The organism is Vallitalea sediminicola (assembly GCF_054408565.1).
The window spans coordinates 1-514 of record NZ_BTPT01000215.1 but is presented as its reverse complement, the minus strand read 5'-3'; the positions used below and the strand labels follow the sequence as shown (position 1 = coordinate 514).

At 28.8% G+C, this 514-nt stretch carries 1 protein-coding gene; it reads left to right on the top strand.

Features of this window, described 5'->3' with window-relative positions:
• Positions 1-216 precede the first annotated feature (216 nt).
• Positions 217-514: site-specific integrase (locus ACX6CF_RS26470; RefSeq protein WP_458788375.1), on the top strand; the 298-nt coding region annotated here is incomplete at its 3' end.

Genomic DNA, 514 nt, shown 5'->3' with positions numbered 1-514 from the left:
CGAAAAAATATTCTATAAACATTTGTTTATAGAATATTTTTTCGTCCTAATAATATGCATTATATTCACTATTGTAGGCGGTATTATGGAAACTTACGTAAACCCTCAATTAGTAAAATGGTACATTTCTGCCATAAATTTGTAAAAAATATTCGACTTTTGGAGTAAAATATATTATAATCAAATGTATATGAAGTACTGCAAAGGAAGAAAATAATGAGAGATACGGTATCTAAGTTCTTAGACTATTTAAAAACTGAAAAAGGATCATCCCAAAATACTATAGCATCCTATGAAAGGGATGTTCATAATGTGATTAACTCCCTCGAATCCAATTCTTTAACCATTGTGAAAATAACTAATACTAATCTTCCTTGTTATTTAATTAATTTAGAAAAGATGGGCCTCTCTGCATCTACAATATCTAGGAATGTTGCTGCCATACCGAGCTATTTTAGATATTTATACAAGAATGATATGATAAATCAAGATCCTTCTAGTAAGTTGCTTTCTC